This window comes from Paenibacillus filicis (assembly GCF_038070315.1).
Lineage (GTDB): Bacteria > Bacillota > Bacilli > Paenibacillales > NBRC-103111 > Paenibacillus_G > Paenibacillus_G filicis.
The window spans coordinates 17,252-41,304 of sequence record NZ_JBBPCC010000023.1; the positions used below are offsets into that span (position 1 = coordinate 17,252).

A 24,053-nucleotide genomic window follows, 5' to 3' on the forward strand; every position below is an offset into this window, starting at 1 on the left:
TCCTCCTATTGCTTATAGAATTTGGTTTGTTTGATTAATGAATCGATTTCTTTCATGCAGGCCATTTCTTCGACATCCCGATAATCGGTACTATCCAGTAAAGAGATCTCCAGGAGCAGCTTATCCAGCTTGAGCAGAATCTCTTCATTAGCGCCGAGATATCCCGTGACGTAGTTCAAGTACTCGTTGTAGAGATTGGTTTTTTCCTGCATCAATTTGGTAGAAAATGATGAGGTCTTCTTCTGGCTGTCGAAGAGTGAAAAATCTGAAGCATCGAATACACGGAGCTTGTTCAGAAGACTCCGGATGTTCAAGTAGAAGAGCTTTTCGACTTCATCAATAACGGAATTGAACTTTTTATAGCTCAGTTCGGACGGGTCAAACCTTTGGCCGAGAACGGCTGACAAGCTGCCCTTTTTCTTGTCCATACGATCCACCTGGTCTAAGGCAAGCAGGATATCCTTCTTTAAAACCTTTACATGTCTGTACGAATGAAGGGCAGCCATATAATCCTCGCGTGTTTTCATGTCCTTGACAGGTGTTACAGCAGGCGCCTTGAAGAGTAAGGTGTAGCTGCCGTAAAGGAGTACCAGAAGACTCATGAGCAGTAAGGTGATTCCGGAGGCTGTCTGCAGTGTGCTTTCGCCGCCTATTTCCACGCCTGCTAAACCTGGCGAAAACATAAAAATATTCAGGATTGTAACTCCCGCAATAAGTCCGAACAGCTTCAACCATCTAGAGCTATCCAAAATGGTACACATCCTCCGCCTCTATAGATCGGTTCCTTCCTTGGCTCAATTTTACCAGAGAATACCTGCATAAGCTCTTAAATCTTGCAAAAATCGTAAGATCTGCTTGTCTAGCCATCTGCATCCACATAGATATGGACTATTTTACGCTTGCGCAGGGGATTGGTTGCAAGGATTTTAAGGGGGATGGATGTATTAAGGAAAGCGTTTTCGAAAAAAAGGAGATCGATGGAAAATGTTAGACACCCCTTAGGCCTTTTGATATAATTGGAAAGGCACATATTAACAATTTTATATGGTAACGCTAAAGAAGATGCTCCAGCACGAAGAAATCCGAAGCTCTGAGTAAAGTATGAATTACATAAGGAGGCGGTTCGTTCGCGATGTACATGAACAACTACGTAGTCGTAACGATTTTTCTCTTCTTGGGGGTGTTGCTTCCAATTGCAGCGCTTACAATTGGGCGTTGGCTTCGTCCGCATAAGCCGATTGAAGAGAAGTACACGACTTATGAAAGCGGTAACGAGCCGGTAGGTGAGGGCCAAGTCCGATTTAACATCCGCTACTACTTGTTCGCCCTCATGTTTGTTATTTTCGATGTGGAAACCGTGTTTTTATATCCGTGGGCCGTTGCGTATAAGCAATTAGGCTTGTTTGCGCTTGTGGAGATGTGCATATTCGTCACGCTCCTGATCATAGGCTTACTTTATGCCTGGAAGAAGAAGGTGCTGCAATGGACCTCAATTTAGAAAGCATCTCTCCCGAGGAACGGCAGGAGCTGGACCGTACCGTATTCATGACCACACTGGAACAGATCAAGGCATGGGCGCGGAGCAACTCTCTGTGGCCGCTTACCTTCGGTCTCGCCTGTTGCGCGATCGAGATGATGGGTACGGGTGGCTCGCACTATGACCTCGACCGCTTCGGGGTCATCTTCCGTACATCCCCCAGGCAGTCCGATGTCATGATCGTAGCGGGCACGGTGACCAAGAAGATGGCTCCGCTGCTGCGCCGTCTGTACGAGCAGATGCCCGAGCCCAAATGGGTCATTGCGATGGGCTCCTGTGCCACCGCCGGGGGACCATACGTAAAATCGTATGCGGTCGTCAAGGGCGTCGATCAGATTGTACCGGTCGACGTGTACATCCCCGGCTGTCCTCCCAATCCTGCAGCCCTTATCTACGGCATTAATAAGCTGCAGGAGAAAATCCGTTACGAAGCGAAAACCGGTAAGCAGGTGACGAATCGATGAGCGAAGATCCGAAGCAAGACAAGGCAGGCAGCGCGTCTGAGCCCGGGCTCGACCATCATGACTCTGCTCCGGCTGACGCGAAGCCTATAGAGCCGTCCTCCGAGGCTGCGGCCGTGACACCGACTCCGAAGGAGGACTCCGGTGAGGCTCCTGCGGTAGAGGTGAAGCAAGCAGCTCGGTCTGGCGAGGGGAAGGTTGCGGAGGTAAAGCCGGCAGAGAAGGCCGCTTCTTCCGACGAGGAGAAGGAGGCCAAGGCCAAGGCGGCTGCCGACGCCCGTGCAGCGCGAGCCAAGGAGCGCGCAGCCAAAGCGGAAGCCGAGGCAGCGCCGGAGGCTCCCAAAGAGCCTTCTCCGAACCAGCCGCTGCTGGACCGCCTGCTGGCGATCCTTAGGGAGCTGCCCAGCGACGTGATCCAGGAGTCCTTTATTAACGAGAAGGGCGGGCATGTTCCTTATCTCGTCGTCAAAGGCGAGGCATGGCCGCAGATCGCCGAGATGCTGAAGACGCATCCGGAGCTTAAGCTGAACTATCTGCGGAATGTGTCCGGCATCGATATGGAGACGCATATGGAGGTCGCCTACCATCTGATCTCTCTGGAAACCCGGCGGGAGTATTGCGTGAAGGTGAAAACGGACCGCGAAGCGCCGGTGATCCCGTCCGTCACTTCCATTTGGCCTACGGCTAACTGGAACGAAAGGGAAATTTACGATTTGTTCGGCATCGATTTTCCGGGACATCCCGACTTGCGACGGATCATGATGGCTGACGACTGGGCTGGCCATCCGCTGCGCAAAGATTATGAGCCGCTCGACCCGGAGGTGTAGGATTTGGCCATTAGAACGGAAGAATTGCTCTTGAACGTAGGACCTCAGCATCCGAGCACCCACGGCGTATTCCGTATCATCGTCAAGCTGGACGGGGAAGTCATCAAGGAAGCGATTCCGGTCATGGGATACTTGCACCGGGGAACGGAGAAGCTGGCGGAGAACCTGACCTATACGCAGATTATTCCTTATACCGACCGGATGGACTACGTGTCCGCCATGACCAATAACTACGTGCTGGTTCATGCCGTCGAGAAGCTGATGCAGCTGGAGATTCCAGAGCGGGCCGAGTTTCTTCGGCTGATCGTCATGGAGCTGCAGCGGGTAGCCAGCCATCTCGTCTGGTGGGGCACGTATCTGCTGGATATCGGGGCGATGAGTCCTTTTCTGTACGCGTTCCGTGACCGGGAGATCATCATCGACTTATTCAACGAGCTATGCGGGGCCCGGCTTACCTACAACTACATGCGGGTAGGCGGCGTCAAGTGGGACGCTCCGGAGGGCTGGATTCAGAAGGTCCGCGATTTTATTCCTTATATGAGAGATAAGCTGGAAGAGTACGAGCGCCTGGTCAGCGGCAATGAAATTTTCCTGGCCCGGATTAAGGGCGTCGGCAAGTATGATGCCGAGACGGCCATTGCGTATGGACTGAGCGGAGCCAACCTGCGGTGTACGGGGGTAAACTGGGATCTGCGCAAAGACCAGCCTTACAGCTTGTACAGCCGCTTCGACTTCGATGTCCCCGTATCCGATGTGGGGGACTGCTATTCCCGGTATTTGCTGCGGATGGAGGAGATCCGCCAGTCGCTGCGCATCCTCGAACAGGCCATTGAGCAGTTTCCCGGGGATGGAGAGATCATGGGCAAGGTGCCGCGCGTGCTTCGGCCGGCGGAAGGAGAGGTATACGCCGCTATCGAATCGCCGCGGGGCGAGATCGGCTGCTATATCATCTCCAAGGGAAAAGATAAGCCTTACCGCCTAAAGTTCCGCAGACCGTCCTTCGTCAACCTGCAGATTCTGCCGAAATTGCTGGTCGGGGAAACGATGACCAGCCTGATCACGATACTCGGAGGCATTGATATTGTCGTCGGGGAGGTTGATTGCTGATGTCCGATCTATTGCATCAGCCGTTGTCGCTCACAAGCGTTGCGATTTTCTTCGCCTGGGCCGTTGTGCTGCTGCTTGTGATTTTGGGGTTCGTAACCTACGCCATTTATTTTGAACGGAAGGTGCTCGGCTGGATGCAGCTCCGGATCGGACCGAACCGGACCGGGCCGCTAGGACTCTTGCAAACGGTAGCTGACGTATTCAAGCTGCTGATCAAGGAGGATACGATTCCGAGGAAGGCGGATCGGCAGCTTTTCATCCTGGCACCGATCATTACCTTCATTCCAGCCTTCGTGGTGACGGCGGTCATTCCTTATTCGAGCGGTCTGATCAGCAGCGACCTGAATATCGGCGTGCTGTATTATGTGGCGCTGTCCGGTATATCCACCATCGGTATCGTACTCGGAGGCTGGGCCTCGAATAACAAGTATGCATTGCTTGGCGGGATGCGTTCGGCAGCCCAGATGATCAGCTATGAGATCCCGCTCGTTATATCGGTCGTCGGCGTCGTGATGATGACGGGAAGCATGAACCTGAACCGGATCGTCGAGGCACAGGACGGAGGCTTCTGGCACTGGAATTTCCTGCCGCAGATTATCGGCTTTGTCGTCTTCGCCATCGCGGCCGTATCGGAGCTGAACCGTACGCCCTTCGACCTGCCGGAGGCTGAATCTGAGCTTGTTGCCGGTTATCACGTGGAATACAGCGGCTTCCGCTTTGCTTTCTTCATGCTGGCGGAGTACGTCTATGTATTTGCCATCGCGGGACTGACGACGACCTTGTTCCTGGGCGGATGGCATGCGCCGTTCCCGTTCCTGAGCTTTATCCCCGGTATACTCTGGTTCCTGCTGAAATTCTCGCTGATCGTGTTCGTCCTGATCTGGATACGGGGCACCCTGCCGCGCGTCCGTGTGGATCAACTGATGGGACTCGGCTGGAGAGTGCTGCTGCCGCTTGCTTTGGTTAATATTTTTGTCACAGCGATCTATATGGCCATCGTCATGTAGGGAAGCGGCTGTCGTAGGCCAACGACGAAAGGGTGAAGGAAATGAAAGGTATCGTGAAAGGACTTGGCGTGACGCTGAAAAGCCTGACAGCCAAGAAAATCACGTATGCATATCCCGACGTGCCGCTGGAGCTGCCGGACCGGTTCCGCGGGATTCAGCACTTCGATCCGGAGAAATGCATCGTCTGCAATCAGTGTGCGAGGATCTGTCCGACCGAGTGCATCACGCTGGTAGGGAAGCCGAATCCCGACCCTGAGAAGAAGGGTAAGGTTATCGATACGTATGACATCAACTTCGAGATCTGCATCCTGTGCGACCTGTGTACCGAGGTGTGTCCGACCGAGGCGATTGTCATGACGAATAATTTCGAGCTCAGCACCTACAGCCGGGATGATTTGTTCAAAAACCTCGAGTGGCTGAACGATAATAATACGAACGTACGCAAAGAGAACAATTCGGCGATGCCGAAAGGCGGTGCCAAGTAATGCTCGCGAATATCGGGAACTTTCTATCCAGCGGCGAGAACCTCGTATTCTTCGTCTGTGCCCTGCTCGCGATTGGCGGAGCGATCTTCATGATCAGCTACACGCAGGTCGTTCATATGGTGCTCGCATTGGCTCTGACCTTCGTCAGTCTGGCCGGTCTGTATGTCGTCCTGCAGGCCGAGTTTGTGGCGGTGGTACAAATTCTCATCTATGCCGGAGCGATCTCGATCCTGATGATCTTCGGTATCATGATGACGAAGCACCACAAAGGCGATGAAGAGGAGCCGAAGCGGCCTTGGCATAACGGCTTATTGTTTGTAGGGGCGGCAGCCCTGTTCGGCATTATTTTCTTCGTGATCCAGAAGACGGAGCTCCCGTCCGGAGAGTTCCCCAAGTTCGAGGATAACACGATGGAAATCGGCAAGCTGCTGTTCGGTCAGCATGTGATTCCGTTCGAGCTGATGTCGGTGCTGCTCACGGTGGCCTTTATCGGTGCCATTATCGTAGCGAAGCGGGAGGAGGATTAGACATGGGAGCAGGAGGCTTGGCAACCCCATACTTAACGCTCGCAGCGATTCTATTCTGCATTGGCCTGTACGGAGCCTTGGCCAAGAAAAATGCGGTGATCGTGCTGCTGTCCATCGAGTTAATGCTGAATGCCGTGAATCTCAATCTGGTGGCATTCTCCAAATTCGGCGTGCATCCGGGTTTGACTGGACAAATTTTTTCCTTGTTCAACATTACGGTAGCTGCCGCCGAAGTCGCAGTGGGCATCGCTATTCTGATCGCCTTCTATCGGAACAAGGGAACAACGGATGTCGGAGACATGGATTCGATGAAGCGATAGCGAAGGGCTGCGGCAAGCAGGCTTGCGACAGACTCCGGCTGGAGCTGTAGGAAGACAGGCTGCCGGCAGCCGCGTAGAGGAGGATTTAAGCTCATGGTATCGGCTTTCTCGCAATATGCCTGGCTCATCCCGTTGTTTCCGCTGTTGTCGTTTTTGGTGTTAATGGCGGCGGGACGCTCGTTACGGGAAGCGGGCGCTTATATCAGTATAGCGGCCGTGTTCATATCGTTCGTGCTGTCGGTTCTGATCTTCTGGGAGCGAATCGGCGGCGGAGCGGAAGATTATACATGGAACAATATGCAGTGGCTGAAGCTTGGTGACTTTACGCTGAAAATGGGTTTTGAGGTCACCAACTTGAACGCCCTGATGCTGGTCGTTGTGACGCTCGTCAGTTTGCTTGTCAATGTGTACTCGACAGGCTATATGCATGGGGATGAGCGGATCAATGTGTTCTTCGCCTACATCGCGCTGTTCACATTCTCGATGCTCGGACTTGTTATCTCCGTGAACCTCGTGCAGTTGTACATCTTCTGGGAGCTGGTCGGGGTATGCTCGTTCCTGCTCGTCGGGTTCTGGTATTTCAAGCCGGAGGCACGGGCGGCAGCCAAGAAAGCGTTCATCGTCACCCGGGTCGGCGACGTGGGACTATTCATCGGCATCCTGCTGCTCTTCTGGGTGATGCCGGATCATGCTCTTGATTTTACGTCGATCAGCAACGCCTTCGAGGGAGGAAAAATTTCCGGGGAAATGGCGACCTGGATCGCGATTCTGATCTTCGTCGGAGCGATGGGTAAATCCGGCCAATTCCCGCTGCATACGTGGCTGCCGGATGCGATGGAGGGCCCGACGCCGATCAGCGCGCTCATTCACGCCGCTACGATGGTTGCAGCGGGGGTTTACCTGGTAGCTCGTACGTTCGATATTTTCACGGCGGCGCCGGCTGCTTTGACGGTTGTTGCCGTAGTCGGGGCATTTACGGCTATATTCGCAGCAACAATCGGTACGGCTCAGAATGACATCAAACGAATTCTGGCGTACTCGACCGTCAGCCAGCTGGGCTATATGATGATGGCGCTTGGCATCGGGACGACAGCTGCCTATACGGCGGGAATCTTTCACCTGTTCACGCATGCCTTCTTCAAGGCCCTTCTCTTCCTGGGAGCAGGCAGTGTCATTCATGCCGTACATACACAGAATATTCAGGAGATGGGCGGAGTCGGCAGCAAGATGAAGGTGACGGCCTGGACCTTTGCCATCGGGGCACTGGCGCTCAGCGGTATCGTCCCTTTGTCGGGCTTCTGGTCCAAGGATGCCATTCTCACGGAGGCTTACAACACCGGCCACTATGGGCTTCTGACCGTAGGGCTGATCGCAGCTTTCTTCACAGCATTCTACATGTCCCGCTTGTACTTCCTGGTATTTTTCGGCAAGCCGCGGGGCGAGCATCAGGGGCAGGTTCATGAGTCTCCAGGCTCGATGACGATGCCGCTTGTTGTACTGGCTGTGCTGGCCGTTACAGCCGGCTTTGTCTTTACTCCATTCAGCCCGTGGCTTGGAACATGGCTGACCGGGCATGCGCAGGCTGAGCATGCTTCGGCGCTGGTTATGATTCTCTCCACGCTGGTCGGCTTGCTGGGCATAGGAGCAGGCTACCTCGTATACGTGAAGCGGACGATCTCGGCGGAGAATTTTGTAGCCGGAGCTCCCTGGCTGTATAAGCTGCTAAACCGCAAATATTTTATCGATGAGCTCTATCAGGTTGTATGGGTGCGCTCGCTGCAAGCGCTCGGGCAGTTGCTTCATCTGTTTGACGTCTATGTGGTGGATGGCGTAGTGCGGCTGTCGACCTATGCCGTGACAGGTGTTGGACGTCTCGGTTCCCGCTTGCAGAATGGACATGTGCAAACCTATGGTCTGGCCACGCTGATCGGCTTGCTTATTCTGATGCTGGCTATCGCGGGAAGGAGGTTCATCAGCCTTGGATAAGATTCCGATTCTATCACTCATCACCTTCTCCCCGCTGATCGGCGTGCTTGTGCTGCTGTTTCTGCCCAAATCGCAGGGACAGTGGATTAAGATGACCGCGATCCTAACCACACTGATTCCGCTCGGTCTGTCGGTGTGGCTGTATGCCAAGTTTAATTCCAATGTGGCGGGGATGCAGTTCAAGGAGTCCGTTCCCTGGATATCGATCCCGCTTGACCGGGAAACGCAGGGCCTGAACCAAATGACCTCATTCTTCATGGAGTTTAAGTATGCGCTAGCGGTAGACGGTCTATCGCTGCCGCTGGTCTTCCTGACGGCGCTGGTAGCCACGATGGCGGCGCTGGCCTCGGTCTATATCAAGAAACGCTGGAAAGCGTACTTCATCTGGTTTCTCCTGCTCGAGGTAGGAATGTTCGGCGTATTCATGGCTCAGGATTTATTCCTGTTCTTCGTCTTCTTCGAGGTCACGCTTGTCCCGATGTTCTTCCTGATCGGAATCTGGGGCTATATGGACCGGGAGCGGGCAGCGAACAAATTTCTCATCTATAACGGTCTCGGATCGGCGATTATGCTGATTGCCTTCCTGATTCTAATCAGTACGGCAGGCTTTACCCAGACCGTAGTCGGCAACGCGGTATCGATTCACTATAGTGGAGACCTGAACATCATTACGGAGAATCTGTTCCAGAGCGTGGAGTCCTATGTCAACCAGAGCGATCTGGAGGGCAACGTGTTTTTCCTGAGCGCTACGATGAAATGGGTGCTGTTCATCCTGCTGCTGGTGGCCTTCGGCATTAAGCTGCCGCTGTTTCCGTTCCATACGTGGATGCTCAAGGTACATACGGAGGCTCCGCCTTCCGTCGTTATGATTCACTCCGGCATATTGCTGAAAATGGGCGCTTACGGCTTAATCCGCTTTGGCATCCTATTATTTCCTCAGCAGGCAACCGCTTGGGCCACTGTGCTTGCGGTGCTGGGGGTCATCAATATTGTGTACGGGGCGATCCTGGCTTTCGTGCAAAAGGAGTTCAAGCTGGTTCTGGCGTATTCCAGTATCAGCCACATGGGAATTGTGCTCCTGGGGATTGCGGCTTTCAACACCATCGGCCTGGAGGGTGCTGTATTCCAGCTCGTCTCTCATGGTCTGATCTCGGCGTTGCTGTTCCTCATCGTCGGCAGCATCTACGAACGGACACATACGACCCATCTGGATGAACTCGGGGGACTCGCCAAGTCCATCCCGTTCATCTCCGGCATTCTGCTGCTGGCCGGTATGGCTTCACTGGGCTTGCCTGGCTTGTCAGGCTTCGTGGCCGAGTTCCTGGCGTTCGTAGGTTTGTTCGAATCACATCGCATCGTGACCGCTGTCGGAGCGCTCGGTATTATCCTGGCCGCCGTATACGTGTTGCGAGGTGTGCTCAGCATTACGTACGGACCGCTGCGCAAGGGGATGCCCGAGATGCGCGACGCCCGGTTTATTGAGGCGCTGCCGATGATTACACTAGCTGCCTTCATTATCGTGCTCGGGGTGTATCCGGGTATTCTCAGCGAACCGCTGCATCAGACGGTGAGCGGCTTTGACCAATTTATTCGCAGCGTAACGAAGATGGGGGGTTAGACCGGTGGAACCAATACGTCTGCAATTCCACGATCTCGGACTGCTGGCACCGGAGCTGACACTGGTTGCTGCTGCCGTCATTCTGTCGCTGATCGACCTGTTGCTGCCTAGGCAGAACAGCCGGGTATGGCTGGGCTGGCTATCACTCCTCAGTCTGGCGCTGTCGGCCATGTTTGTGGTTTTGTATCAATTGAACCCGGTGGAGCCAAGACAGCTGCTGGAGTTCAGCTATCGGATCGATGATTTTGCCAGTGTGCTGAAGCTGATCTTATTGGCGGGTGCAGGATTGATCACCTTCATGAGCATCGGCTCGGTGAACGAAGAGGAAATCCCGCATGTCGGCGAGTTTTATTATTTGCTGCTGCCCGCCACCCTGGGCGGGATGATCATGGCATCCTCAGGGGACCTGATTACGCTATTCGTCGGGCTGGAGCTGCTCAGCATCACCTCCTATATCCTGGTCGCGATGCGTAAGAAGCACCTGCAGTCCAACGAAGGGGCATTCAAATATCTCGTGCTGGGCGGTATTTCCTCGGCCTTGATTCTATATGGAATGTCCTTCCTCTACGGTATGACGGGAACGACCGTCATTCCTCAGATCTCCAGCGTACTGGAGCAGGGCGGGGAAGCGCTGCAGCCGATGATTTACTTAAGCTTCTTCCTGATTCTGGCCGGCTTTGGCTTCAAGGTAGCGGCTTCGCCGTTCCACACCTGGGCGCCGGATGTTTATCAAGGCGCGCCTACCCAAGTGACGGCCTTCCTGGCGGTTGTGTCCAAGGCGGCGGCTTTCGCTATTCTGTTCCGCGTCATGTATACGGTGTTCGCTTCGCCAGGCATTATGGGGTCGCCGATTCATGACGATTTTCTCACGGCGCTGATGGTTGTAGCGGCGGCAGCGATGATCGTCGGTAACTTCACCGCCTTGCGGCAAACAAATATGAAACGCCTACTCGCCTATTCGGGGATCGCCAACACCGGATACCTGCTTGTTCCGATCGCCGTCCAGTTCACGATCGTGCACTTCTCGAACTTTGCCGAGTTTACCTTCTACCTGATCGCGTATCTGTTCATGAATGTGGGGATGTTCGCCATGCTTATGATCGTCGAGCGGTCGACGGGAGGGCAGGAGCTGAAAGCTTTTGCCGGTCTGTACTACCGGGCTCCCGGCCTGGCTATCGCTACCGTGCTGCTTGTGCTGTCGCTCGCGGGGCTGCCGATTTCCGGAGGGTTCTTCGGTAAGCTGTATATCATGCTCGGGACGATGCAGACCCAGCATTACTGGCTAGGGGCGGTCATGATCGTCACAAGCGTCGTATCCTTCTATTACTACTTTGGCCTCATCCGTCAAATGTTCATGCGCAGCGACGACGAAGCCGGACCGCTTCGCCCGACCATCCAGCTGAGCATCACGGTCTGGCTATGTGCCGGGATTGGGGTCCTGCTAGGTCTGTACCCGCAGGGTGTGCTCGCTTACCTGGAGCGGATTTTCTCGCTTGGCCAAGATTTGTTCATGTTCGGATAAAAATTCAAACGACCCATTGCCACTTTTCGCAATTTGGCAACGGGTCGTTTGAATTTATATTCCCCCATTCAAATCTACAGGTTGGGGTTCGTTTTCTCCAGTACAGTTTTGAAGAGTAAAGAAATGCTTGAGGATAGGGCGAACTGAAAGCCTCGTCACTGTATTCATATTCGTACAGGAGTAGGTAAATATTCTTTGTTCCTCTTTTATGCTCATACCATCCATTCTTCGATCTAAAATAAGGAGGACTTCGGTTGACCCGTTAGTTCTTAATGTGGTAGGCACTGACTCAATTTCGATAGCTTGCTTAAAAGAAGTAAATTCAGCCTTTTCTTTATTTCTATAGGCCTTAATTAGACATTTTCTACCTGCCCTATTGTATTCATTCCACTTTTCACTACCACATTGTCGATATCCTTCCTCGGTCATCTCTTCCGGTTGTTTATAAGGGAATCCAGGGTCCACTGAAATCCAAATTAAAGTACAGCATACGAGACCTACAAGTATGCTTTGAACAAACCTTTTCAAGAAAATTCTCCTTTCTGATCACGCTGTGTTACATTTTAAAAAACTTTATCAATGGAAAAGGGATCGTATTTGAGGAATCTAAATTCCAAAAAATACGACCCAGGTATGTTTAAACTAATCCAATAGCTGAAGAATATTATTGCCGAACTGTTTGTTTGAGTGTATGTTCAAACTCAGTTTCGGATTGTCCAAGGAATGACTTTAATAAGGGGTTTACTGATCTGGACTCAATCCTGCCATTATTAATTTTCCAAAAGCCATCTTCAAAATTAGAAGACCAATACTTCCCCTCAGACGTTTTTATTAATAACAATAAAACTTCATTGCCTTTTAGCGCATAATTCTCAGGTTTCTGATTTCATAAACCATACAATATTTATAATAAAATGCAAAGTATTTCCTTGAACTTATATAATTAATTTTAATTTTATAAATTATTTGGAAATTAAGAAGTGTGGTAATATTTCAACATGCTAAGTAGAATATATCCCGCCAAAAGGCTAAATTGTGTTCGAACTTCACCTAAAACACCGTTAGAATTTGAAAACATATAATCAGTAGTAATCAGTAGAAAAGTAAGCGCTCTCGAAAAAAGATTCCAGTTGCAGCCACTTGCTATAAGGCTTAGAATGGGATAATGGAGTTACGGCAGTAGAATTCAGGATAAAGGATTTTGATGACGATGAATACCCGTATGCTGAAACAAAACATGCTCGCATCGTTCACGGGTCTGGCTTTTTTCCTGATATGCTGCGGAACGGTGTACGCCGCAGAGCCGAATGATCCGTTCTACACCAAACAAACCTATCTACAGCGCATTCATATGAGTGAAGCTTGGGATATTTCCCGAGGCAATACAGGTATGATCGTCGCTATCGTCGATACTGGCGTTCAGCTGTCGCATCCCAATCTGAAGGGGAATTTGGTGAAGGGCGTAAATTTGCTGGATCCGTCACTGCCTCCCGAGGATGATAACGGCCATGGCACGAATGTTGCCGGTATCATCGGAGCTCTAGGGAATAACGACCGTGGAACAACCGGGATATTATGGAATGCAAAAATGATGCCTATCAAAGCATTGAAAGCGGATGGCTCCGGAGACGAGCAGATGTTGGGCGAAGCGATTCGCTATGCCGTCGACCATGGGGCCCGTATCGTTGTGCTCTCACTCGGTTTGAATAAATATTCCGCTTACCTTAGCGATATTGTCAAATATGCCGAAGAGAAGGATGTGCTGCTCGTTGCCGCTACAGGCAATGAAGGGAACCGGGTGAAATACCCGGCGGCCTATCCGACGGTTCTGGCTGTTGGGGGCGTCGGGGTGGATGACCGGGTTCACAGCAAATCCAACACAGGTCTGGAGATCGACGTTGTAGCTCCCTGGAATGTCTTCACCACTGCGATGAATGACTCCTATGAAGAGAAGGACGGTACATCCATGGCGGCACCTCAAGTAGCCGCTGCGGCGGCACTGGCCTGGGGACTACGCCCTGATCTGAAGGCCTACCAGATCCGGCAATGGATCCGCCAGACAGCGGATGATCTGGGAACTAAGGGTTGGGAGGAAGCTACAGGGTATGGACTGCTGCGGGTTGACCGTCTGTTGAAGGAGCCGTATGTTGATGACATGTATGAGCCGAATCAGCGTAAGGATCAGGCGAAGACGATTTCCGTCAGCAAGAAAATTACCGCCTCATTGGAAGGTGGAGGGGATGTAGACTGGTATGCGCTAGATGCGCCTTATGACGGGACGATCAATCTCACCTTCGACATGGACCCGAAACAAACGGTGAACGTTCAGCATACGGATGCATCCGGTGTCTTGACCACGAAATCCGCGCAGAACGGGCAAACGATTCCTTTTAAGGTTACAAAGGGAAGGAATTACGTACAGCTGCAGCTCAAGGACCGCAGCTATGAGGGAGCGGTGCCTTATCAGCTTACGACCTTCTTCGAAATATACCGGGACCCGTTCGAGGATAATGACAAGCAATACAAGGCTTATGTACTGCCTTCGCGCACCCAGACGATCAAAGGTACCTTTCATCAATATCACGATGTGGATTGGTTTGAGTTCCCCGTGGAACAATCCGGCTCTCTCAAGCTCACCTTGTCTGTAGACACGGCCCGGATGGATCCGGTTCTGCTGGTGCAGAGAAAGGGAGAGAAATCGGTCATCATCGATAACGGGGATGATGGGGAAACCGAAACCTACGAAATTCCGAAGGTGTTTCCTGGAAGCTATTATTTCCGTGTCTCCAATGTCAAGGAATATGAAAATCCGATAGTCGGCGAGTATACGCTCCGTATTGAATACAACGCCAAGCTGATCGACCCGAATGAACCGAATGACCGGTCGTATCAAGCGACCTTTATGTCATTGAATACCCCTTATAACGGACTGCTTGACCGTGTTGGGGATGTGGATTGGTTTCAGTTCCGGGTAGACGAAGAAAGCTATATCAAAATAAGCGTCAAGGATATTCCCTCTCCGGTTAGTATATATATGACGTTGTACGACGGCACACTAAAATCGATGGCCAATTCGATGAATGCGGCCTATGAGGATCGGCAGATGCTGTCCGGACGATTTGGTCCGGGGACGTATTATGTTAAGCTAACTGCCAACCGGGCATTCGATAATCAGTTATATCAGCTGCAGGTTGACGCAAAGCCGTTAACTGGCGGGTATACGGACATTAGGGAGCACTGGGCAGCGCAATCGATTCTTACGCTGACCGGCAAGCGCATTATCGACGGGTACGACGATTATACCTTCCAGCCGGATCGCGCTATTACGCGGGCTGAGGCTACCGCCGTATTATCGCGGGCCTTCAATCTGAGTAAGCAGCGGGCAGTGTCCTACTCCGACCTGCCTTCCTCGCACTGGGCGTATGACTATATTGCCAGAGCGGCTCAGGCAAATATCATCGATGGTTACCCGGACCGGACCTTCGCACCTGACCAGCCGGTTACCCGGATGGAGATGACAGCAATGCTTGCCCGCAGCATGAACAAGACAGGCAAGCTCAGAGGACAGCTTCCGTTTACGGATATTGATGAGAACTACTGGGGTGCGGGCCTACTGAAGCAGATGAAGGCGGAAGGGCTCATCGGAGGCTACTCTGATGGTACGTTCCGTCCGGATCAACAGGCCACACGTGCGGAGTTCGTCCGGCTGCTGGCGGAAGCTCTCTCGTAGACGGGAGAGCGGCTCCGCCGAGTGGATCTGCATGCCGGTGGCGATTAGCCAGACGGGACGCAGGGTAAAGAGGCATCATGAGGCTATGCAAATCGGCAGGCGCAAGCATGCAGATTGTTTACAGAAGAGGAGCGGTAAGAGCTATGGAGTATCTCGATCAAGTCAATACTTCGCTTGGTATGAAGGGCGTGCTGAATATTTTGCTCGTCCTGGTCTTCATCGGATTTTCCTGGTGGGCGCTGCAGGAGCTGAAGTGGGAGAATCTCTTCCGCAGGGCCAAAAGCCCGCAGGCCAAGCTGCTGCAAATTCTACTTTCGGTTGCACTCGGCTATCAAGTTGCCCGTTTTGTCATTGATTATTTGGCCTGGTCGACATGGTTCTCCGGAATCTTCTGAAAACCGCATAAAGCCGAATAACTAAGGGGAATCTTGTCAACAATGGATAGTACAACCGTATGAAAAAAAGCGTGCTTCACGAATGCTATGTAAATACATGTATACTGATACGCGGAGGGGGATCCAGATGAGCAAAATTATCGTCCGCGGCGGCAAACCATTATCCGGCAGGGTTCGAATTCACGGAGCGAAAAATGCCGTGCTGCCGATTATTGCAGCTTCCCTGCTGGGCATGGAAGGCGAGAGCGTGATCCACGATGCGCCTCCTTTGGACGACGTAAAGGTCATTAACAAGGTGCTAGAAAGCCTTGGCGTCGAAGTGGAATATAAGCATGAGTCCATACGTGTCAATGCGACACGCATCACAACCTGCGAGGCCTCCTATGAGCTGGTGCGCAAGATGCGAGCTTCGTTCCTCGTGATGGGACCGCTGCTTGCACGTATGGGTCAGGCCCGCATCTCTCTGCCTGGCGGCTGCGCGATTGGCACGAGACCGATTGATCAGCATCTGAAGGGCTTCGAGGCGATGGGAGCCGAGATCGAGCTCGGACAGGGGTATATTGAAGCGCGGATTCAAGGAAGGCTGAAGGGCGCCAAGATTTATCTGGATGTCGCGAGCGTCGGGGCTACCGAGAATATTATGATGGCAGCCACGCTGGCTGAGGGAACGACCCTGCTTGAGAATGCGGCCAAGGAGCCGGAGATTGTAGATCTGGCCAACTATCTCAATGCCATGGGAGCCAGAATACGAGGAGCCGGGACCGGTACGATCCGCATTGATGGAGTCGAGCGGCTCAAAGGGGCAGAACATACGGTTATTCCGGACCGGATTGAAGCAGGTACATATATGATGGCAGCAGCTATCACGAACAGCGATCTGTATATCGAAGGAGCGATCGGCGATCACTTGCGCCCGGTTATCTCCAAGATGCAGGAAATGGGGGTTCAAATTGACGAGGATGAGAACGGCCTCCGCGTATTTGCCAGCCGTCCTCTGCGCGCAGTAGATGTAAAAACCTTGCCGTATCCGGGTTTTCCGACCGACATGCAGTCGCAGATGATGGCGCTCTTGTTAACGGCGGATGGCACAAGCATTGTAACGGAAACGGTGTTCGAGAACCGCTTCATGCATGTGGAGCAGATGACGAATATGAACGCTCAGATTAAGGTCGAGGGACGATCGGCTGTCGTCAGCGGAGGTGGCAGACTGCAGGGAGCTAAGGTGTGCGCTACCGACCTGCGCGCCGGTGCAGCGCTGATTCTAGCCGCGCTTGTGGCCGAAGGCGATACGGAGATTACGGGCGTTCATCACATCGACCGCGGATACGTGGAGATTGCTGAGAAGCTGTCTCTGCTCGGAGCGGACATCCGGCGGCTGTCGGCAGATACCGAGCCGGAGCTCGAACGCGAGCCCGAAACGCTTCCTTTGTTTGCGGTACAACCTACGTTAGCTTAAGCTACAGCAGATTTCAGACGGGCCTTCCTCGGAAGGTCCGTTTTTGATTGGGCTCTCTTTTTTCAAGTACTATTCTATCTTTTTGGCACATAAGCTAATGTTACCCGCGCAGCGGTAGATAATAGGGCCATAGGCTGCGCGGAGTGACAGATAGAATGGAAGAGGAGAGGGAAGATCAGCATGATAAAGTACAAGCTTTCCCGCACACAGACAGCCTGGGCTCGCTGGCTTGCGCTGTGGTTCTTCAGTTTTCTGACCGTTGTCTTGCTCGTCCCATGGCTGCTCGTGCATATCCCGGCCGGCCGGGATGCAGCCTCACGGGTCTCTGATTCCAAGCAAAGTCAGACTCTCCCTCCCGGCGGCCAAGCCATTATGGTGCAGGTTCACCTCAGCGGCAAGCAGACTACGGAAGAGATCGAGCTAGAGTCCTACGTGACCGGGGTTGTTGCAGCGGAGATGCCGATCGAATTCGAGCCGGAGGCGTTGAAGGCCCAGGCGCTGGCTGCACGTACCTATATCGTACGCAGGCTGCTGGAGGGTGAGACGGCGTATGCGTCCGGCTCCGGTGCGGCGGTGACGGATACGACCCTCCATCAGGTCTATGTGAGCGACGAGGAATTGAAGCACCGCTGGGGAGCGGAGCAATATGAGGTGAACCGGAACAAGCTCAAGCAGGCGGTAGAGGCGACGAGAGATAGGGTCATTACGTACAAGGGCCAGCCTATTGAGGCCAGCTACTTCTCTACGAGCAACGGGTATACGGAAAATTCAGAGGATTACTGGAATATGAAGCTTCCCTACTTGCGCAGCGTGCCAAGTCCCTGGGATGCGAGATTATCTCCGCGGTATCAGGACAGCCTCACCCTGACGTCCAAGGAGCTTCAGCAGAAGCTGGGACTTCCGGTTGCCGTCCCTGCCATCGCAGGCAGCAAGCTGGGACTGAACGTCGTCGAGCGCAGCGAAGGGCACCGGGTCAAGCGGCTGACCGTAGGCGGGAAATCTTTTACAGGACGCGAGTTTCGGGAAAAGCTGGGTTTGCCGTCGAGCCAGTTCCAATGGAGCTATAGCAACGGGAAGTGGACCTTTACGACGACCGGGTACGGGCATGGAGTCGGAATGAGTCAGTGGGGAGCCAACGGCATGGCAAAGGAAGGGCGTACCGCTGAGGAAATTGTGAAGTACTATTACACAGGGGTAGAGCTGGACCATGTAGCGAATCTATGGAAAGGAAAAACTTTCTAAACGCAAGAGTTACGGCGTATAAATCTCGCAAATCCGGCAAGACTGGTTAGCGAGGTGATAATAGATGAGTGAACAAAAGAAAGATTTCCAAGTCCAAGAAGAAGCTCCTAAATCGAACCAAGGAGCGCAAGGCGGCAATACCTCATCCTGGAAGAGATTGCTCGGCAAGAAGTGGGTATTCCCGGCGACGTACATGGCAGCAGCGGCAATCATCTTAACGTTAATGTGGGTGTATCAGGGAGCGGGAACGTTCAATAAGAAAACCGCTATCTCGGACCCCGCTAAGACAGGGACGGTAACGGAGAATGTCTCCGGGCCGGATGCCGTCGCGACGACTGCCAAGCAAGAGACGATGCAGTGGCCGGTTGCTAACCGTGCAGAGCTGGAAGTGATTCTGCCTTTCTTCGACAACAAGGCTTCGAGTGAAGTCAGACAAGCGGCTATGGTCGAGTATGGCGATACCTTCACTCCGCATATCGGGATGGATTTTGCCAAGGGTGACAATCAAGCGTTCGATGTGTTAGCGGTAGCGAGCGGCAAGGTCACGGCTGTACAGAAAGACCCTATCGTCGGGAATTTGATTGAAGTTACGCACAGCAGCGGTCTGGTCTCGGTTTACCAGAGCCTCGCTGAAGTCAAGGTCGCCAAGGACGCCGAGGTCAAGAAGGGCGATGTGCTCGCCAAAGCAGGGCGCAATGAGCTGGAGAAGGATCAGGGTGTACATCTGCACTTCGAGCTTCGTCAGGGCCAAGGCGGTCCGGCTCTCAATCCGGAACAGTATATTGTGGAACAATAAGCGCAAAGCAAGCAGGGGAGTAGGCCTCCCCTGCTTTTTTCATTCATAAGCGTCTATCAGCCTTCGGCAAGCGCCTTCAAATGGCCTGTCCTTGAAAATAATTGTACATTCCAAGCTTGTCACACCCGTGAAACAAAGAATATAAGCGTGGGCTCCTCATATACTGTACCAAACTAACTCGAGTAGGGAGGCGAGGGGAGTGCACGATTACATCAAGGAACGGACCATTAAGATCGGCCGCTGCCTGGTGGAGACCAAGCATACGGTTCGCACCATAGCCAAGGAATTCGGTGTTTCCAAGAGCACGGTGCACAAGGATCTCACGGAGCGTCTGCCGGAAATCAATCCGGAGCTTGCCAATCAGGTTAAGCACATTCTCGAATATCACAAGTCCATCCGTCACCTGCGCGGGGGGGAAGCGACCAAAATCAAGTATCGCAAGACTCGGAACCCGAAGTCACAGGATAAGCTGGTCACGGTGAAGTAGAAGCGTCTCCAATCGGCGGCTTGAAGCGGAGAAACCAGCCGTCAGGCAAGAAGGTAAGAAGGTCCTTGTCTCTCCCTGCCCGTTCCAACTGTGCATAAGCGAGTTTTGTCGAAAAATCAGTCGTAAAAAAGAGGAATTTCCATATCGATGGCGAATTTACCTACATAACATATATCACTCGCAGTGCCGCTTCTTCATTGAAGGGTTGGACGGTTGGTTAGGGAGGATTATTAAGGATGTTAAGCAAGGATATCGGAATAGATCTGGGGACCGCAAACGTCCTGATTCATGTCAAAGGTCGGGGCGTGGTCCTGGATGAACCATCCGTTGTTGCTATTGAAAGCGACACGAAAAGGGTACTGGCCGTTGGCGAGGAAGCCCGTCGTATGGTCGGACGGACGCCTGGCAATATTATCGCCATCCGTCCGTTGAAGGACGGGGTCATCGCCGATTTCGAAATTACGGAAATGATGCTGAAATATTTCATTAATAAAGTGGGCGGGAAAAATTGGTACAGCCATCCTCGTATTCTGATCTGCGCTCCGACGAATATCACGTCCGTGGAGCAGAAGGCGATCCGTGAGGCTGCCGAGCGGAGCGGGGCGCGTGAAGTCTTCCTGGAGGAGGAGCCCAAAGCTGCTGCGATCGGTGCGGGCATGGACATTTTCCAGCCTAGTGGTAATATGGTCGTAGATATCGGCGGCGGAACGACGGATGTGGCGGTATTGTCGATGGGCGATATCGTCACGTCCTCGTCTGTTAAAAACGCGGGGGACCGATTCGACTTGTCCATTACGAAGTACATCAAGACCAAGTACAAGCTGCTGATCGGTGAACGGACAAGCGAGGATATTAAGATCAAGATCGGGACGGTCCATCCGGACGGGAAGAAAGAGACGATGGACATCCGGGGACGCGATATGGTGAGCGGCCTTCCTCTGACGATGACGATCAATGCACAGGAGATCAAGGAAGCGCTGTGGGAGCCTGTATCCACGATTGTAACGGCTGCAAAGACCGTGCTGGAGCGGACGCCTCCGGAGCTGTCAGCCGATATTATCGACCGCGGTGTCATCCTGACGGGCGGCGGTGCCATGCTGCACGGGATCGATCAGCTGCTGGCGGACGAGCTCAAGGTTCCCGTGCTCATCGCAGAAGATCCGATGCACTGCGTTGTCAAAGGAACAGGCATTATGCTGGACAACCTGGATAAGGTTTCGAAACGCAAATTTTAGGGAGGCACGAAATCCATGTTAAGAGGCCTGTATACTGCCGCATCTGGTTTGATTGCCCAACAGCGCAAGCATGATATCGTGACGAATAATATTTCGAACATCAATACGCCTGGATTCAAGGGAGGCAATGGAATCAACCGATCCTTCCCCGAGATGCTGATTTCCCGCGTGCGGGGCGGGCAGGACGAGCCGGGGGGCACCTCGATCGGGCGTATTCACACCGGTGTGATGGCGGAAGAGAATGTGTCTCTGCATGCGCAGGGGGATATTCAGGAGACGAATAATCCGTTTGACTTTGCCTTGATTTCCAACATTCAAGTACCCGGCGCGCAATTCGATAGCTCAGGCAAGTATGTGGACGAGAATGGCCAGCGGGTCATCCAGCCGCAGGCTTTCTTCACCGTGATCAATGCTGCCGGCGAACAGCGGTATTCCCTCAACGGAAAATTCGCAGTCGATGCGGAGGGACAACTGCATGATGCCGACGGGCATCAGGTCATTGGCCGAGATGGACAACCTATCGTGCTGGTAGAGCCAGGTACGACCACGCCGATCACCAACTTCCGGATCACGCGCTCCGGAGTGTTCACGAATGTGGATGGACAGCCTATCAACAACTTGAACGGGCAGGCGATGACAATGAGCATCACGCGAGTCGAAGACCCGAACAGTCTCGTGCGCGAGGGCAACGGCTTGTACCGGCTTGCGGATCCGGATCAGGGCGGCTTCCGGTTGATTGATGCCCAGGATCAGGTAGAGGTGCGGCAGGGCTACGTGGAGCGCTCCAATGTGGATGCGGGCCAATCCATGGTTGATCTGATGTCCGCCCTGCGGGCCTATGAGGCCAATCAGAAGATGGTGCAGTTTTACGATAAAAGCATGGAAAAAGCAGTCAATGAAGTCGGGCGCGTCTAAGCCAGCTGCGGGCAGTTCTATCTCGCGTTGTCAATCAGGAGGAGCGTTTAGATGAACAACTCAATGATCAATTCATCGGTGAGCATGCATGCTCTGCAGCAGAAGCTGGACTTGCTTGCCAATAATATTTCGAACGTCAGCACCACCGGTTACAAGCGAAAGGAAGCTTCCTTCCAGGACGTACTGACCAGTGTCAAGCAGCAGCCGCAAAATTTTCAGAAGCAGGGGCGGTTAACGCCGCTCGGTTACAATCAAGGCTGGGGCAGTAAGCTGGTGGAAGCCCAGCTGAATATGGAGCAGGGTTCGCTGCAGAATACAACGAACCCGCTTGATTTTGCTATTGAGGGTAACGGCTTGTTCGAGATTGCTACGGTCACGCTGGATGCGAATAATGTGCCGGTACAGACGACCCGCTGGACGCGCAATGGGGCGTTCGATATTTCTCCGTCCGTCGACCAGAACGATCCCGACGGTTACCTGACGACCAAGGACGGTCATTATATCGTAGGAGCAGATGACAATCCAATCCGGGTTCCGGCTAATCATCGGATCGCTGTACAGCCGGATGGTCAGGTCATCGCCTATAATGAAGCCGATCGCACCGCTCCGCCGGTCAATCTCGGCCAGATTAAGACCGTACGCGTTGTCCGTCCTCAGCTCCTTCAGCAAGTCGGGGATAACCTCTATGCGCTGCCGGCTGATATCACTCCTCAGCAGCGGGAGGAGATTCTGCAGACGGTAACGGCGGCCAACAATACGGTTGACCCGATTACCGTGCGCCAAGGCTTTATCGAGCAATCCAACGTCAATTTGTCGCAAGAGATGACTGAGCTGGTGACGGTTCAACGGGCGTTCCAGTTGAATGCCCGCGCGATTTCGTCCTCCGACCAATTGATGAATCTGGCCAATAATTTGCGCGCGTAATGGCCTTACGTAAAGCGAGGTAAAAGGTTTGAGCGATAACCGAAAGAAAGCGAAGCCGGCAGCCAAGACTTGGGTCAAGGTGTTCAAGGCGATCGTAAGATGGACGTGGATTCCGATCGCCTGCTTGGCGGCGCTTTTTATAGGACTTTTGGTAGGGTATGTGTATGTAGGCAAGCAGCCGCTGGAGGAGGCTTGGGATCTGGCCACCTGGCGGCATCTGTTCGACCTTGTCTTTGCCGATACGTAAAACAGCAGGATAACCGAGACTCCCGTGCAGGGAGTTTTATTTTTTTCCTGATAAAGGTATAATGAATGGATGTAGGGGGGACTAGCGCTGTGTGGAATCTGCCCAATGCATTAACGGTATGCCGCCTTCTCCTGATTCCTGTATATGGGGTCGTATTTGCATCGGGATTCGTCAAAAGCGCTTTTTTTGTGCTGCTGGCGGCAGGTCTGACGGATGTGCTGGATGGTTATGTGGCACGCAAGAACAATCAGGTTACCGTGGTTGGCCGGATGCTCGATCCGCTCGCAGACAAGCTCATGATGCTGACGGTGATCTTGTCGCTTTTATTCTCGGGGATGATCTCATGGCTGGCAGCCGGGGCGATCTTTCTGAGGGACGCGGGCATGATTATTGGCTCGGCCGTATTTCACTTCCGCGGTAAACAGACCGTTCCCGCCAATGCGCTAGGCAAGCTGACGACCGTACTATTCTACGTCGCCATTATGCTGATCATTTTTCAGCTTCCGTTTGCCCATGCGTATCTCTGGTTCGTTATTATTATTTCTTTTGTGGCTTCAGCCATCTATATTCTTCAATTTGTGCTGCTGAATAAGCGGAGCGTCGGTCATTAGCCGGTCTTGACCGGTAAAAAAGAGCTCATGCCCAGCTTCACAGCACAGCGGCTGCAAACCTTTCGCATAAGCTCCCTTATATCAACCTTCATTACTGCAGATCATGAAGGGACAAGCGTTATTTTTTGCCAAACCGGGTCTATTTTATTCGATGAAGGGAGTTTATCTATTTATGTATGATGCACAGCAAGTTCAAGAGATCATTCCTCACCGCTATCCGTTTCTGCTCGTCGACAAAATTCTTGAAGTGGAGCCTGGTGTTAGAGCGGTAGGCCTGAAAAATGTGACCATCAACGAACCGTTTTTCCAAGGCCATTTCCCTGGATATCCGGTCATGCCTGGTGTTCTGATTACCGAAGCGCTGGCTCAGGTCGGGGCCGTGGCACTATTGAAAGTGGAAAGCAATCAAGGTAAAATCGGGCTGCTGGCCGGCATAGACGGCTTCCGGTTCAGGGATCAGGTCAAGCCCGGCGATACGCTCATCCTGGAGGTCGTGATTACCAGACTGAAGGGAACCATCGGTAAAGGCCAGGCTACAGCCAAGGTCAATGATCGTGTCGTGGCCGAAGGCGAGATCATGTTTGCGCTGGCGAACAAGGAGTAGAGCAGCCAGGGAGT

At 52.9% G+C, this 24,053-nt stretch carries 25 protein-coding genes; 23 read left to right on the forward strand and 2 right to left on the reverse strand.

Annotation, left to right across the window (positions count from 1 at the left end; translation table 11 throughout):
- Positions 1-5: 5 nt before the first annotated feature.
- On the reverse strand, positions 6-731 hold the full coding sequence (locus tag WMW72_RS27670; RefSeq protein WP_341418824.1) for a hypothetical protein: 726 nt from the start codon (positions 729-731) through the stop codon (positions 6-8).
- A gap of 401 nt (positions 732-1,132) precedes the next feature.
- Between WMW72_RS27670 and WMW72_RS27675 the strand changes: the two genes are divergently transcribed.
- The 11 genes from WMW72_RS27675 to WMW72_RS27725 all read left to right on the forward strand — a co-directional run bounded on the left by WMW72_RS27675 (position 1,133) and on the right by WMW72_RS27725 (position 11,397).
- Complete coding sequence (locus WMW72_RS27675; RefSeq protein WP_341418825.1) at positions 1,133-1,498, forward strand: NADH-quinone oxidoreductase subunit A; 366 nt, start codon at positions 1,133-1,135, stop codon at positions 1,496-1,498.
- The gene (locus WMW72_RS27680; RefSeq protein WP_341418826.1) at positions 1,483-2,001 is read left to right on the forward strand and encodes a NuoB/complex I 20 kDa subunit family protein; all 519 of its coding nucleotides are present in this window, start codon (positions 1,483-1,485) and stop codon (positions 1,999-2,001) included. Before WMW72_RS27675 ends, WMW72_RS27680 begins: the two co-directional genes overlap by 16 nt.
- A complete protein-coding gene (locus WMW72_RS27685; protein ID WP_341418827.1) occupies positions 1,998-2,825 on the forward strand; it encodes an NADH-quinone oxidoreductase subunit C in 828 nt (275 codons plus the stop codon). The genes WMW72_RS27680 and WMW72_RS27685 overlap by 4 nt, the downstream gene beginning before the upstream one ends.
- Positions 2,826-2,828: 3 nt before the next feature.
- A complete protein-coding gene (locus WMW72_RS27690; protein WP_341418828.1) occupies positions 2,829-3,932 on the forward strand; it encodes an NADH-quinone oxidoreductase subunit D in 1,104 nt (367 codons plus the stop codon).
- Complete coding sequence (gene nuoH / locus WMW72_RS27695) at positions 3,932-4,939, forward strand: NADH-quinone oxidoreductase subunit NuoH (RefSeq protein ID WP_341418829.1); 1,008 nt, start codon at positions 3,932-3,934, stop codon at positions 4,937-4,939. Before WMW72_RS27690 ends, nuoH begins: the two co-directional genes overlap by 1 nt.
- A gap of 41 nt (positions 4,940-4,980) precedes the next feature.
- A complete protein-coding gene (gene nuoI / locus WMW72_RS27700) occupies positions 4,981-5,424 on the forward strand; it encodes an NADH-quinone oxidoreductase subunit NuoI (RefSeq protein ID WP_341418830.1) in 444 nt (147 codons plus the stop codon).
- On the forward strand, positions 5,424-5,951 hold the full coding sequence (locus tag WMW72_RS27705) for an NADH-quinone oxidoreductase subunit J (RefSeq protein ID WP_341418831.1): 528 nt from the start codon (positions 5,424-5,426) through the stop codon (positions 5,949-5,951). The genes nuoI and WMW72_RS27705 overlap by 1 nt, the downstream gene beginning before the upstream one ends.
- A 2-nt stretch (positions 5,952-5,953) precedes the next feature.
- On the forward strand, positions 5,954-6,271 hold the full coding sequence (gene nuoK, locus WMW72_RS27710; RefSeq protein ID WP_341418832.1) for an NADH-quinone oxidoreductase subunit NuoK: 318 nt from the start codon (positions 5,954-5,956) through the stop codon (positions 6,269-6,271).
- 93 nt (positions 6,272-6,364) lie between these two features.
- Positions 6,365-8,257 carry an NADH-quinone oxidoreductase subunit L gene (gene nuoL, locus WMW72_RS27715; protein ID WP_341418833.1) on the forward strand — a complete coding sequence of 631 codons (1,893 nt, stop codon included), beginning with the start codon at positions 6,365-6,367 and terminating at the stop codon, positions 8,255-8,257.
- A complete protein-coding gene (locus tag WMW72_RS27720) occupies positions 8,250-9,875 on the forward strand; it encodes a complex I subunit 4 family protein (protein ID WP_341418834.1) in 1,626 nt (541 codons plus the stop codon). Before nuoL ends, WMW72_RS27720 begins: the two co-directional genes overlap by 8 nt.
- A 4-nt stretch (positions 9,876-9,879) precedes the next feature.
- Positions 9,880-11,397, forward strand: a complete 1,518-nt coding sequence (locus tag WMW72_RS27725) for an NADH-quinone oxidoreductase subunit N (protein ID WP_341418835.1) — start codon at positions 9,880-9,882, stop codon at positions 11,395-11,397.
- A 54-nt stretch (positions 11,398-11,451) separates the two neighbouring features.
- Here the strand turns inward: WMW72_RS27725 and WMW72_RS27730 are convergent, their stop codons facing one another.
- Positions 11,452-11,925, reverse strand: coding sequence for a hypothetical protein (locus WMW72_RS27730; RefSeq protein WP_341418836.1), 474 nt, complete (start codon positions 11,923-11,925; stop codon positions 11,452-11,454).
- A 682-nt stretch (positions 11,926-12,607) separates the two neighbouring features.
- On the opposite strand from WMW72_RS27730, the gene WMW72_RS27735 reads away from it, so the two are divergent.
- The 12 genes from WMW72_RS27735 to fabZ all read left to right on the forward strand — a co-directional run bounded on the left by WMW72_RS27735 (position 12,608) and on the right by fabZ (position 24,039).
- Positions 12,608-15,127, forward strand: a complete 2,520-nt coding sequence (locus WMW72_RS27735) for a S8 family serine peptidase (RefSeq protein ID WP_341418837.1) — start codon at positions 12,608-12,610, stop codon at positions 15,125-15,127.
- Positions 15,128-15,270: 143 nt separating this feature from the next.
- On the forward strand, positions 15,271-15,522 hold the full coding sequence (locus tag WMW72_RS27740; RefSeq protein ID WP_341418838.1) for a DUF1146 family protein: 252 nt from the start codon (positions 15,271-15,273) through the stop codon (positions 15,520-15,522).
- 127 nt (positions 15,523-15,649) lie between these two features.
- Positions 15,650-16,978 (forward strand): UDP-N-acetylglucosamine 1-carboxyvinyltransferase, encoded by a 1,329-nt coding sequence (gene murA / locus WMW72_RS27745; RefSeq protein ID WP_341418839.1) that lies wholly within the window; start codon positions 15,650-15,652, stop codon positions 16,976-16,978.
- A gap of 180 nt (positions 16,979-17,158) precedes the next feature.
- Entirely contained in the window at positions 17,159-18,220 is a 1,062-nt protein-coding gene (gene spoIID / locus WMW72_RS27750; protein WP_341418840.1) for a stage II sporulation protein D, read from the forward strand.
- Positions 18,221-18,284: 64 nt separating this feature from the next.
- Positions 18,285-19,016 (forward strand): peptidoglycan DD-metalloendopeptidase family protein, encoded by a 732-nt coding sequence (locus WMW72_RS27755; protein WP_341418841.1) that lies wholly within the window; start codon positions 18,285-18,287, stop codon positions 19,014-19,016.
- A 199-nt stretch (positions 19,017-19,215) separates the two neighbouring features.
- Positions 19,216-19,503, forward strand: coding sequence for a sporulation transcriptional regulator SpoIIID (gene spoIIID, locus WMW72_RS27760; RefSeq protein WP_341418842.1), 288 nt, complete (start codon positions 19,216-19,218; stop codon positions 19,501-19,503).
- A 236-nt stretch (positions 19,504-19,739) separates the two neighbouring features.
- The gene (gene mreB / locus WMW72_RS27765) at positions 19,740-20,738 is read left to right on the forward strand and encodes a rod shape-determining protein (protein ID WP_341418843.1); all 999 of its coding nucleotides are present in this window, start codon (positions 19,740-19,742) and stop codon (positions 20,736-20,738) included.
- Between the two features lie 15 nt (positions 20,739-20,753).
- Positions 20,754-21,653, forward strand: a complete 900-nt coding sequence (locus tag WMW72_RS27770; RefSeq protein ID WP_341418844.1) for a flagellar hook-basal body protein — start codon at positions 20,754-20,756, stop codon at positions 21,651-21,653.
- Positions 21,654-21,704: 51 nt separating this feature from the next.
- Positions 21,705-22,577 (forward strand): flagellar hook-basal body protein, encoded by an 873-nt coding sequence (locus WMW72_RS27775; RefSeq protein ID WP_341418845.1) that lies wholly within the window; start codon positions 21,705-21,707, stop codon positions 22,575-22,577.
- Between the two features lie 28 nt (positions 22,578-22,605).
- Positions 22,606-22,824 (forward strand): DNA-directed RNA polymerase subunit beta, encoded by a 219-nt coding sequence (locus WMW72_RS27780; protein WP_341418846.1) that lies wholly within the window; start codon positions 22,606-22,608, stop codon positions 22,822-22,824.
- Positions 22,825-22,913: 89 nt separating this feature from the next.
- Positions 22,914-23,435 (forward strand): CDP-alcohol phosphatidyltransferase family protein, encoded by a 522-nt coding sequence (locus WMW72_RS27785; RefSeq protein ID WP_341418847.1) that lies wholly within the window; start codon positions 22,914-22,916, stop codon positions 23,433-23,435.
- Between the two features lie 172 nt (positions 23,436-23,607).
- Complete coding sequence (gene fabZ / locus WMW72_RS27790; protein WP_341418848.1) at positions 23,608-24,039, forward strand: 3-hydroxyacyl-ACP dehydratase FabZ; 432 nt, start codon at positions 23,608-23,610, stop codon at positions 24,037-24,039.
- Positions 24,040-24,053: the final 14 nt, after the last annotated feature.

Coding starts and splice junctions, on each gene's coding strand:
- WMW72_RS27775 (WP_341418845.1), top strand. CDS start 21,705: ATGAACAACTCAATGATCAATTCATCGGTGAGCATGCATGCTCTGCAG.
- fabZ (WP_341418848.1), top strand. CDS start 23,608: ATGTATGATGCACAGCAAGTTCAAGAGATCATTCCTCACCGCTATCCG.
- mreB (WP_341418843.1), top strand. CDS start 19,740: ATGTTAAGCAAGGATATCGGAATAGATCTGGGGACCGCAAACGTCCTG.
- WMW72_RS27680 (WP_341418826.1), top strand. CDS start 1,483: ATGGACCTCAATTTAGAAAGCATCTCTCCCGAGGAACGGCAGGAGCTG.
- WMW72_RS27705 (WP_341418831.1), top strand. CDS start 5,424: ATGCTCGCGAATATCGGGAACTTTCTATCCAGCGGCGAGAACCTCGTA.
- WMW72_RS27675 (WP_341418825.1), top strand. CDS start 1,133: ATGTACATGAACAACTACGTAGTCGTAACGATTTTTCTCTTCTTGGGG.
- spoIID (WP_341418840.1), top strand. CDS start 17,159: ATGATAAAGTACAAGCTTTCCCGCACACAGACAGCCTGGGCTCGCTGG.
- WMW72_RS27735 (WP_341418837.1), top strand. CDS start 12,608: ATGAATACCCGTATGCTGAAACAAAACATGCTCGCATCGTTCACGGGT.
- nuoI (WP_341418830.1), top strand. CDS start 4,981: ATGAAAGGTATCGTGAAAGGACTTGGCGTGACGCTGAAAAGCCTGACA.
- nuoK (WP_341418832.1), top strand. CDS start 5,954: ATGGGAGCAGGAGGCTTGGCAACCCCATACTTAACGCTCGCAGCGATT.
- nuoL (WP_341418833.1), top strand. CDS start 6,365: ATGGTATCGGCTTTCTCGCAATATGCCTGGCTCATCCCGTTGTTTCCG.
- WMW72_RS27740 (WP_341418838.1), top strand. CDS start 15,271: ATGGAGTATCTCGATCAAGTCAATACTTCGCTTGGTATGAAGGGCGTG.
- nuoH (WP_341418829.1), top strand. CDS start 3,932: ATGTCCGATCTATTGCATCAGCCGTTGTCGCTCACAAGCGTTGCGATT.
- WMW72_RS27770 (WP_341418844.1), top strand. CDS start 20,754: ATGTTAAGAGGCCTGTATACTGCCGCATCTGGTTTGATTGCCCAACAG.
- murA (WP_341418839.1), top strand. CDS start 15,650: ATGAGCAAAATTATCGTCCGCGGCGGCAAACCATTATCCGGCAGGGTT.
- WMW72_RS27685 (WP_341418827.1), top strand. CDS start 1,998: ATGAGCGAAGATCCGAAGCAAGACAAGGCAGGCAGCGCGTCTGAGCCC.
- WMW72_RS27755 (WP_341418841.1), top strand. CDS start 18,285: ATGAGTGAACAAAAGAAAGATTTCCAAGTCCAAGAAGAAGCTCCTAAA.